The 9488-nt window shown below is 73.4% G+C and carries 10 protein-coding genes; 6 read left to right on the forward strand and 4 right to left on the reverse strand.

The features are described from left to right. Positions 1 to 24 precede the first annotated feature (24 nt). Positions 25 to 426: a hypothetical protein gene (locus AC51EU_RS22465; protein WP_496268836.1), complete on the reverse strand. Its 402-nt coding sequence runs from the start codon at positions 424 to 426 to the stop codon at positions 25 to 27. A gap of 203 nt (positions 427 to 629) precedes the next feature. Here AC51EU_RS22465 and AC51EU_RS22470 point away from each other — a divergent pair, with 203 nt between their 5' ends. Further along, the gene (locus AC51EU_RS22470; RefSeq protein ID WP_496268837.1) at positions 630 to 1448 is read left to right on the forward strand and encodes a lipase family protein; all 819 of its coding nucleotides are present in this window, start codon (positions 630 to 632) and stop codon (positions 1446 to 1448) included. Here AC51EU_RS22470 and AC51EU_RS22475 read toward each other — a convergent pair. Continuing rightward, on the reverse strand, positions 1420 to 2076 hold the full coding sequence (locus AC51EU_RS22475) for an isochorismatase family protein (RefSeq protein ID WP_496268838.1): 657 nt from the start codon (positions 2074 to 2076) through the stop codon (positions 1420 to 1422). The two genes, AC51EU_RS22470 and AC51EU_RS22475, sit on opposite strands and share 29 nt — an antisense overlap. 181 nt (positions 2077 to 2257) lie before the next feature. Here AC51EU_RS22475 and AC51EU_RS22480 point away from each other — a divergent pair, with 181 nt between their 5' ends. Both AC51EU_RS22480 and AC51EU_RS22485 read left to right on the forward strand, forming a co-directional pair. Then, positions 2258 to 2509 carry a hypothetical protein gene (locus tag AC51EU_RS22480; RefSeq protein WP_496268839.1) on the forward strand — a complete coding sequence of 84 codons (252 nt, stop codon included), beginning with the start codon at positions 2258 to 2260 and terminating at the stop codon, positions 2507 to 2509. A 312-nt stretch (positions 2510 to 2821) separates the two neighbouring features. After that, the gene (locus AC51EU_RS22485; protein WP_496268840.1) at positions 2822 to 3835 is read left to right on the forward strand and encodes a PP2C family protein-serine/threonine phosphatase; all 1014 of its coding nucleotides are present in this window, start codon (positions 2822 to 2824) and stop codon (positions 3833 to 3835) included. 11 nt (positions 3836 to 3846) lie between these two features. Here the strand turns inward: AC51EU_RS22485 and AC51EU_RS22490 are convergent, their stop codons facing one another. Continuing rightward, positions 3847 to 4983 (reverse strand): YihY/virulence factor BrkB family protein, encoded by a 1137-nt coding sequence (locus AC51EU_RS22490; protein ID WP_496268841.1) that lies wholly within the window; start codon positions 4981 to 4983, stop codon positions 3847 to 3849. 144 nt (positions 4984 to 5127) lie between these two features. Here AC51EU_RS22490 and AC51EU_RS22495 point away from each other — a divergent pair, with 144 nt between their 5' ends. Together AC51EU_RS22495 and AC51EU_RS22500 are read left to right on the forward strand one after the other, a co-directional pair. Continuing rightward, positions 5128 to 6276 (forward strand): RNA-guided endonuclease InsQ/TnpB family protein, encoded by a 1149-nt coding sequence (locus tag AC51EU_RS22495; protein WP_496268842.1) that lies wholly within the window; start codon positions 5128 to 5130, stop codon positions 6274 to 6276. 72 nt (positions 6277 to 6348) lie between these two features. Beyond that, positions 6349 to 8001 (forward strand): acyl-CoA dehydrogenase family protein, encoded by a 1653-nt coding sequence (locus AC51EU_RS22500; protein ID WP_496268843.1) that lies wholly within the window; start codon positions 6349 to 6351, stop codon positions 7999 to 8001. A gap of 15 nt (positions 8002 to 8016) precedes the next feature. Here the strand turns inward: AC51EU_RS22500 and AC51EU_RS22505 are convergent, their stop codons facing one another. After that, on the reverse strand, positions 8017 to 8433 hold the full coding sequence (locus AC51EU_RS22505) for a hypothetical protein (RefSeq protein ID WP_496268844.1): 417 nt from the start codon (positions 8431 to 8433) through the stop codon (positions 8017 to 8019). A gap of 278 nt (positions 8434 to 8711) precedes the next feature. Here AC51EU_RS22505 and AC51EU_RS22510 point away from each other — a divergent pair. After that, positions 8712 to 9488, forward strand: a 777-nt coding sequence (locus AC51EU_RS22510) for a GAF domain-containing protein (RefSeq protein WP_496268845.1), incomplete at its 3' end; no start/stop codon positions are given.

Genomic DNA, 9488 nt, shown 5'->3' on the forward strand with positions numbered 1-9488 from the left:
CGGACGGGAGGCCACGGACGCGCCCTAACGGCTCTCCAGCCGGAGCTGCACCTCCTGTTCCTGGTCGCCGGCGGCGGTGCCGACCACGCGGACCGAGAAGGCGGGCTCCAGGCTCGTACGGAGCCGGGCCACGGCCCAGTAGCCGCCCTGGAGGCTGACCGTGACGGGTCCTTGGAGCGGCTTCGGCCCGGCCTCGCCCCGCAGGTCGGTCACGTCGAACGTCGATGTCCACACGATCGGCCGTGTGCCCTCCGCCGGCCGGGGGACGTCGTCGGCGGCGCGGTCGCAGGCGAACGCGGTGCGCAGCGCGCTGAACACGGCGTGGGCGTCCTCCGTGGAGCAGCCGGTGATCTCCACGACGACCTCGGCACCGGGGTGCCTCTCCTCCGCCGGCCGCGTCTGTCCCGTCTTGCGCGCAGTGTTCACCGTGGGGCCTTCCTCTCGGGGCCGGTCATCTCCAGCCTGGCCCCGCGCCCCGCCCCGTGCGACCGGAGCGGCGCTCCCGGGGGCACGCGCGGGGACGCGGGGCACCCCGCGTTGTCACTACCGTGTGTAATCATTAGGAGTCGCTGTGTGATGACGCGCGGCGCGAGGAAACACGTCCGAGAGCACCGGGGAAAGAGGCCGCCATGACCGCCTTCACCTTCGACCACGACACGACCAGCTACAGCCCCGCCCGTGCCCTGAGTCTGGCCCGGGCCGCCGACCTGGCCTACAAGGACGAGGCGACGATCGCCGCCACGACCTCCGACTGGGGGTACGACCGGCTGCGGCACCACCGGGCGACGTTCCAGCCGCCGTTCCCGCTGGAGGACACCCAGGCGTACACCATGGCGGACGATCACTCGGTGATCACCGCCTTCCGCGGCACCGAGCCCACCGAGCTGCGCGACTGGCTGACCGACGTCACCACTCCGCCCTGGCGCGGGCCCGGAGGGAAGGGCTTGGTGCACGCCGGGTTCGCCGAGGCGCTGGACGCCGTGTGGCCGCAGGTCCTGGCGGCCGTCAAGGAGTTCCGCGACCGCGATCAGACCGTCTGGTTCACCGGCCACAGCCTCGGCGGCGCGCTCGCCATGCTCGCGGGCGCGCGGATGTACTTCGAGGAGCCCCGGCTGACGGCGGACGGTGTCTACACCTTCGGCCAGCCGCGCACCTGCGACCATCTGCTGGCGGACGCCTTCGACTCGGCCTTCACCGACCGCGTCTACCGCTTCGTCAACAACAACGACATCGTGCCGCAGCTGCCGCCGGAGCCGGCCTTCCACCACGTCAAGGCGCTGCGCTACATCGACTCCGGCGGCGCCGTGCACAACGGCATGCCCGCGCTCGGCGGGCTGGGCGACCGGATCAAGGGCTACACCGCCGACCCGCTCGCGCCCGCGTCGGACGGTGTCCGCGATCACCTGATGAAGGCGTACCTCAGAGCGCTGGAGAAGCTCCAGGGGTGAGGTCGGGGGCGGAGGCCGGCGGAAGGGGGTCGGGCACGGCCGGCGCCGGGCGGCGGCGCGGGGCGGTGAAGGGGACGTCGGCGGCGTGCGCGACGATCTCGACCTCGTCGCCGAGCGACCATTCCGCGGCCCGGGACGACATGGCGTGCGGCACCACGTCGCTGATGCCGGGGGCGGCGGGGATGTCGTAGGTGGCGTGCGCGTCGTGCGGCAGGACGACGCGGTGGCCGCGTGCCAGCGCGGCACGGGCGGTCGCGGCGACGCACATCTCCGACAGCACCCCGCAGACGGCCAGTTCCTCGACGCCCGCCTCGTCGAGGAGGGAGCCGAGCCGGGTTCCGTCGAAGCCGTCGTCCTCGGTCTTGCGGACCACCGTCTCGCGCGGGCCGGGGCGGACGGGGAGGTGGAGGTGCCAGCCGGGTGTGTGCGGTTCGTCGACGGTGCCGGGGAGGCCGTCGTTCTGGAGGTGCGCCACGAGGGCGCCTGCCCGGCGGGCCCGGTCGAGGAGGTCGCGGGTGCGGTCGAGGACCCGGTCCGCGTCGGGGACGGCCTCCCCGCCGGAGACGAAGGCCGACTGGAGGTCGACGACGAGCAGGGCCTCGACGGGACGGAGCGTTTTCTCGGTCATCCCCTCATCCTGCGCACAGGCCCCACCGGCCTCCCGCGCGGACGTCACGATCCGGCCACCGCGCACCGTGACGGCAGCGGGGAACGCGCCCGCCACCTGCCCGTACCGGGGCCATACTGGAGGGCAGGGCACGGCTCCGGTCGCGCCGCGGCCGGGCCCGGTCCCGGGAAGGGTGTGCAGCATGCCTCACGAAGCCGACACCGTTCACGAGGCGTACTCCTTCGTCTGTCTGCACTGCGGACACGGGTGGGAGGAGGAGTACGAGATACGCCACACCACGGATCTGTCCGGCCGGCGGCGCGCCGACTACTACGTCCGCGGCCGGCATGTGGCGTCCCCCCTCAGCCGGTCCGACTGCCCGTCGTGCGGTCTGGGCCCGGTACGGATTCTGCGTCCCGGCCGGGTGAAGTCGGCGCGTATCTTCCCCGGCTGAGCGCGCGGGGCCCGGTGCGGGGCGGGGACGCCCGCCCGCGGCACCCGGCCGCCGGGCGGCTCCGCGCGTCCGCGTGCGCACCGTGTGCGCGGCGGTGACGGACGGTCGTTCCGGGCGGTTCCTCCACAGAAATGTTGCCTATGCTCAGGCCCGTGGAGCGGTCCCGGGACCGCTCCGCTCCCGTGCGCCCGCGCACCGTCCGCCCGTCCGCCGCGGCCTCACCGCCCCGACCCACCGGAGTACCCCTTGGCCGTGGAGAAGAGGGAGCGGCGTGCCGGTTCCCGAGTGCTTCCCGTTCTTCCGTACGCGGTCATGGCAGTGGTCACCGCGGTGGACGTCACCGCGGGTCCCGGGGTGGGTTTCCTGCCCCTGGTGTCGTTGGGACCGGCGTTCGCCGGGCTGGTCGGCGGCTGGCGGCGGACGGTCGTCGTCGGGCTGATCGCGGCGGTGCTCTGCCTCGGCCTGGGGGTCTACGACGGGCTGTTCCAGAGCCGGCGCGGCCTGACCGCGATGCTGTCGGTGGCCGGGGTCACCGTGGCCGGGGTGCTGGCCGCCGTGGTGCGCCGGCGCCGGGAGGCGGAGCTGGCCAGTGTCCGTTCGATCGCGGAGGTCGCCCAGCGGGTGCTGCTGCGGCCGGTGCCGCGCAGCGCGGGGCCGCTGCGGATCGCGGTCTCGTACACCTCGGCGGTGGCGCAGGCCCGCATCGGCGGGGACCTGTACGAGGTGGTCACCTCGCCCGGCGGGGTGCGGATCATCGTCGGGGACGTGCAGGGCAAGGGGCTGGAGGCGGTCGAGAGCGCGGCGGTGGTGCTGGGCGCGTTCCGGGAGGCCGCGCACGACGAGCCGGATCTGCCGGCCGTCGGGAAGCGGGTCGAGCGGGCGCTCAACCGGGATCTGGGCGGTGAGCGGTTCGTGACGGCGGTACTCGCCGAGATCGGTGAGGGACCGTCCGCGACCCTGCTGAACTTCGGGCACCCGGCCCCGCTCGTCGTCCGCCCGTCGGGGGCGGTGGCGTACGCGGCCCCGCCCGAGCGGGCGCTCCCCCTCGGCCTCAGCCTCCACGGGGCGGCCGAGCCGCTGCCGCACGAGGTGCCGTTCACCCCCGGTGACCAGCTGCTCTTCTACACCGACGGGGTGACCGAGGCACGGGACACGGCGGGGGTCTTCTACCCGCTCGCCGACCGCGCCGCGGCCCTGCTCAAGGACCCCGATCCGGAGGCCGCGCTGCGGGCGGTACGGGAGGACGTGGTCGGGCACGCGGAGGGCCCGCTCCAGGACGACGCGGCGATGCTGCTGGTCCGCCACCGGTCGGCGCCGCCGCGCTGACCGCCGCGGCGTCAGTGGCGGCGCTTGCGGCCGCGGTGCCGGGGAAGGCGGGAGCGGACGTCCTGAGGGGGCAGGAAGCGGGCCCAGCGCTCGGGGTACTCCGCGGGCGGGTGGTCCGGCTCGTCCCCGTCGTCCTCCCCCAGATCCTCCTCGTCGTCCCCGGCGGTCTCCTCCTGCTCCGTCTCGGCCGCCCGGCGGGCCAGCCGTTCCTTCTCGGCGCGGCCCGCCGCCGTCGCGACGGACGGCCAGACCCGGTCGAGGGCCGCGTTGGTCGCCGCGCCGACCAGGACCGCGAAGGCGGACACACCGATCCACAGCAGGACGGCGATGGGCGCCGCGAGCGAGCCGTAGATCGTGGGTCCCTCGACGGCCCGTGTCAGGTAGATCCGCAGCACGATGCTGCCGAGGACCCACATCGCCAGGGCCACCACCGCGCCCGGGATGTCCTCGGGCCAGGGCGAGCGCACCGGTACCGAGAGGTGGTAGAGCGTGGTGAGGAAGGCGACGGAGAGGATCAGGACGACCGGCCAGTACAGGGCCCGGACGATGTCCGCGCTGCCGGGCACCCAGCTGACGACGGTGTCGGGCCCGATGACCATCAGCGGCAGCGCGACGGCGCCGACCACCAGCGCGCACAGGTAGAGGACGAAGGCGAGCAGCCGGGTCCTGACGATGCCGCGCTTCCCGTCGAGCCCGTACATGATCGTGATGGTGTCGACGAAGACGCTCAGTGCCCGGGAGCCGGACCACAGGGCGATGGCGAAGCCGACGGAGACGACGTCCGGGCGGCGGCCGGTGAACAGGTCGTTCAGCAGGGGGCGGGCGATCTCGTCGACGCCCTTGCCGGAGAGCACCGTGCCGGAAGCGGTGAGGATGTTGTGCTGGATGTGGTCGATGGTGGCCTGGCCGATCCAGGGCTTGAGGTAGCCGAGCAGGCCGATGAGGCCGAGCAGCAGCGGCGGCAGGGACAGCAGGCAGAAGAAGGCGGCCTCGGCGGCCAGACCGGTGACGCGGTACTCCATGCAGGAGTTGACGACGTCCTTGAGCAGCAGCCACGCCAGCCGGCGCTTGGAGACATTGCGGTAGAGGGCCCGGGCCCTGGTCAGACGGCCCTCGGACGGCTCGGCTGGTGCGTTCGACGGCTTCACCTGTTTTCTCCCCGGATACCCCGGCCTTCAGGCCGAGGAGGAATGGGGCCTCGGTGCGGGGCCGCGAAGCCGTCGAGTGTGCTGTGCATCTGTTCTGACCTGCGCTCTCTTTCGTTGTCAGTGGCGGGTGCCAGGTTCCGGACCATGGCGACGACGCTGATGGCCGAGAGCGTGGCCGGGCATGCCCGGTACACGTACCGGCTTCGCGTGTCGTCCGCCGCGCGCACAGCTTTGGACGCCGAGTGGGCCCGGTGTCGTTGGGTGTGGAACGAGTGCGTGGCGATGTCGCGCAAGGTCCACGGCCTGAACAGGACCGCCGGCGAGAAGATCACGTGCGGCCCGGCGCAGCTCGACAAGATGCTGACCGGGGCGCGCCGGTCGATGTCCTGGCTGCGTGAGGGTGCTTCGGTTCCTCAGCAGCAGGTCATCCGGGACTTCGCGAAGTCCCGGGCGAAGGCGCTGAAGGACATCAAGGCGAGGCCGCCGGTGCGGCAGCGGGCCGGGATGCCCCGTATCAAGCGCAAGCGCGAGGCGCTGCCGACGCTGAACTACACCACCCGTGGCTTCCGTTTGAAGGACGGCCGGCTGCACCTGGCCGGCGGGATCGTGCTCACGGTCGTGTGGTCGCGAGATCTTCCCTCGGAACCCACCAGTGTGCGGGTGTACCGGGACAGTCTCGGTCATTGGAACGCCTCGTTCGTCGTCCGGGCCGCGACCGTCCCCCTGCCCGGGACAGGCCGGGTGATCGGTATCGACTGGGGCGTGAGGGAGACCGCGACCACCACCTCCGACGCACATGACCTTCCGCATGCCGGGCACGGCCAGGCCGCTGCCGCGAAGCTCGCGCGGTACCAGCGGATGACGGCCCGGCGCCGGACGCCGAAGGACCGGCCCGATACCGCCGGGTACCGCAAGGCCCGCAAGGCGGCGGCGAAGGTGTCGAAGAAGATCACCGGGCAGCGGCGGGACACCGGCCGCAAGTGGGCCAAGACCGTCGTACGTGACCACGACGTCCTCGCCGTGGAGGACTTCCGCCCGAAGTTCCTGGCGAGGACCACGATGGCCCGCAAGCACGGCCGGACCGTGCACCTGGTACACCCCGCGCACACCACCATGGACTGCGCGCAGTGCGGAGCGAGAGCCAAGCACGCACTCCCCCTCTCCGAGAGAACGTATACGTGCACCGCGTGCGGAGCGGTGTCCCCCAGGGACAAGAACTCCGCCCGCGTGATGCTCGTCCGGGCTGGTCTCGACCCGGCTGGTACTGATCTTGTAAGCCCCGCCACCTGCTAGGTGCCAGGCAAAGTGAGCCAGGAATCCCCGCCCCTCAGAGGCAGGGAGGTTTCAACTCCTTACCGTATCCGCATGGCACCCACCACTCACACGGTCACCAACCAGCCCCCGCCGCTCACCGGCTACGACGTCTTCACCGCCGACCGGGCGCTCACCGAGGGCGTCGCACGCCATGCCTCCGAGGAGCGCCTGGGGCAGGTGCGGGAGGAGTTGTCCCGGCTCGGGCAGGCCGCCGGATCGGCGCAGGTCCAGCGCTGGGGCGAGCAGGCCAACGCCCATCCGCCCGTCCTGCGCACCCATGACCGCTACGGCCATCGCATCGACGAGGTCGAGTTCCATCCGGCCTGGCACCGGCTGCTGGGCCACGCGGTCGGCGCCGGGCTCACCGACGCCTGGTCACGCCCGGACGGGCATCTGCGGCGCACGGCCGCCTTCCTGGTCTGGAGCCAGGCCGAGGCGGGGCACGGCTGCCCGCTGTCGATGACGCACGCGGCGGTGCCGGCGCTGCGGGCGGAGCCGGAGCTGGCGGCCGTATGGGAGCCGCTGCTGACCTCGCGGGTGTACGACCCGGAGCTGCGCCCGGTGACCGGCAAGGCGGGGGCGCTGGCCGGCATGGCGATGACGGAGAAGCAGGGCGGCAGCGACGTCCGCGCCAACACGACCCGCGCCGAGCCGCTGGCGGCGCCCGGTGAGTACGTGCTGACGGGCCACAAGTGGTTCTGTTCGGCGCCGATGTCGGACGCTTTCCTGGTGCTGGCCCAGGCGCCCGGCGGGCTGACGTGCTTCCTGCTGCCCCGTGTGCTGCCGGACGGCTCCCGCAACGCGTTCCGTATCCAGCGTCTCAAGGACAAGCTGGGCAACCGGTCGAACGCGTCGGCGGAGGTGGAGTTCGACGGGCGGAGCTGGGCGCGCCGGGTCGGCGAGGAGGGCCGCGGTGTGGCGACGATCCTGGAGATGGTCGCGGCGACCCGGCTGGACTGCGTCACCGGGGCGGCGGCCGTGATGCGGCAGGCGGTGGCGCAGGCGGTGCACCACGCGGCACACCGTTCGGCGTTCGGCACTCCGCTGCTGGACAAGCCGCTGATGCGCAACGTCCTGGCCGATCTGGCGCTGGAGTCGGAGGCGGCGACGACGCTGGCGCTGCGGCTGGCGGCCGCGTACGACGGGGGGACGGAGCAGGACCGGGCCTTTGTGCGGCTCGCGGTGCCGGCGGCGAAGTACTGGGTGACGAAGCGGTGCACTCCGGTGGCGGCGGAGGCACTGGAGTGCCTGGGCGGAAACGGTTATGTCGAGGAGTCGGGGATGCCGCGGCTGCTGCGCGAGGCGCCGCTGAACTCGATCTGGGAGGGGTCGGGGAACGTCCAGGCGCTGGACGTACTGCGAGCGCTGCGGCGTGAACCGGAGGCGCTGAACGCCTTCCTGACCGAGATCGGGACGGCGCGGGGCGCGGACCACCGGCTGGACCGGGCGATCCGGGGCCTGCTGACCGAGCTGGCGGACCTGGACGGTGTGGAGGCGCGGGCCCGGCGGCTGGTGGAGCGGATGGCGCTGGTGTTGCAGGGGTCGCTGCTGCTGCGGTACGCGCCGGACGCGGTCGCCGACGCGTTCTGCGCGGCGCGGCTGGGCGGTGACGCGGGCGCGGCGTTCGGGACCCTGCCGCACACCCTGGACCTGGCGGCCGTCGTGGAGCGGGCGCGGCCGGTGGCCGCGGGGCCCGGGGAGTGAGCGGTGGGCGCTCCGTCAGGTCCGGCCCGGTGCCCGGGGGGCGGGCCGTTCGCGCAGTGCCGTCTCGATCGCCACGAAGATGTCCTCGTCCGGTGCGTCCGGCCGGAAGCCGATGAGCAGGCCGCGGGCCTCGTAGTAGCGGATGACGCGGCAGGTCTCGCCGTCGGCGTCGGTGCCGTCGGGGCGCAGATGGACGACGAGGTCCGGGGCGGCGACGGAGGGCAGCAGGCAGCCGAGGCCGCCGAAACGGTCCGTCAGCCGGGGCGCGCCGTCGATGACATAGCCGTCGCCGGGCGGCGGCAGGCGTTCGGCCAGGACGTCGGCGGCGGTGAGGCGGGGCACGCCGTAGTGGGCGGCGAAGCGGGTGGTGCGGGTGCGGCGCAGCTCCTCCTCCGCTCCGACCACCAGAACACGTGGAGCGGCGGCCTGCATGGTGGAACTCCCCTCCCGCGCCGTGTCCGTGCGGTACTCGGCCGCTACCTTACGCCGGGGCCGCACCGGAACGTACAGAACGTCCGGACGATTTTCCCCCGCGGCGACCGCACCGTCCCTCGCAAAAGGGACACCGCCGACCGCCCGCAACACAGTCCTCGGACGCGGCATAGGCCACAACGGTTGCATCTCGTTGCACCTGATCCGTGGATTGCCCCTTCCCATCCGCCAGGCTGACGGCACCATGGTGGCGACCGGGTGACACTACGGAGAGCAGCGTGAGCGACAGACCGATCGAGACCAGTGTGTGGTCGGCCCAGGAGATCCGCGAGGCCGCGCACCGGCTGGCCTCGGCCCGCGAGGCCGTCCTCCTGGGCGACGTCCCGCCGCAGGCGCCCCGCGGCGTCATCGGCGACTCCTGGCGCCGGGCGCTCGACTGGGGCGTCGACCCGGAACGCGACCGCCGTGAACCCCCGCTGTCCGTGGCCGAGCTGGAGCAGCGGCGGCAGAACTCCTCGCTGGCCGCGGTGCTCCCAGTGCTCGACGACGGTCTGCTGCCGGCCGCCGAGGCCGCCCAGCAGATCATGGTGGTCACCGACGCGGACGGGCTGGTGCTGTGGCGGGACGGCGCCGCGCCGGTCCGGCGGATGGCCGACCGGCACGGCTTCGACAAGGGGGCCGACTGGACGGAGGAGGTCGTCGGCACCAACGCCATCGGCACCGCGCTGGTGACCCGCCGCCCCGTCCTGGTCCACAGCGCCGAGCACTTCGTCCGCACCCACCACCAGTGGACCTGTGCGGCGGCCCCGCTGCACGACCCGGCCGACGGCCGGCTGCTGGGCGTCGTCGACGTCAGCGGGCCCGCGCACACCTTCCATCCGACCACGCTGTCCCTGGTCTCCGCGGTGGCCCGGCTCGCGGAGGGCGAGCTGCGCGCCCGGCACCGGGCGTCGGTGGAGCGGCTGCGGTCGAGCGCGGCACCGGTCCTCGCCCGGGTCGGCGGGCGGGCCCTGGCCGTCGATCCGCACGGCTGGACCGCGGGCGTCGTCGGGCTG

This window comes from Candidatus Streptomyces philanthi (genome assembly GCF_059553635.1).

Coding starts and splice junctions, on each gene's coding strand:
- AC51EU_RS22470 (WP_496268837.1), top strand. CDS start 630: ATGACCGCCTTCACCTTCGACCACGACACGACCAGCTACAGCCCCGCC.
- AC51EU_RS22475 (WP_496268838.1), bottom strand. CDS start 2,076: ATGACCGAGAAAACGCTCCGTCCCGTCGAGGCCCTGCTCGTCGTCGAC.
- AC51EU_RS22480 (WP_496268839.1), top strand. CDS start 2,258: ATGCCTCACGAAGCCGACACCGTTCACGAGGCGTACTCCTTCGTCTGT.
- AC51EU_RS22485 (WP_496268840.1), top strand. CDS start 2,822: ATGGCAGTGGTCACCGCGGTGGACGTCACCGCGGGTCCCGGGGTGGGT.
- AC51EU_RS22495 (WP_496268842.1), top strand. CDS start 5,128: ATGGCGACGACGCTGATGGCCGAGAGCGTGGCCGGGCATGCCCGGTAC.
- AC51EU_RS22500 (WP_496268843.1), top strand. CDS start 6,349: ATGGCACCCACCACTCACACGGTCACCAACCAGCCCCCGCCGCTCACC.
- AC51EU_RS22505 (WP_496268844.1), bottom strand. CDS start 8,433: ATGCAGGCCGCCGCTCCACGTGTTCTGGTGGTCGGAGCGGAGGAGGAG.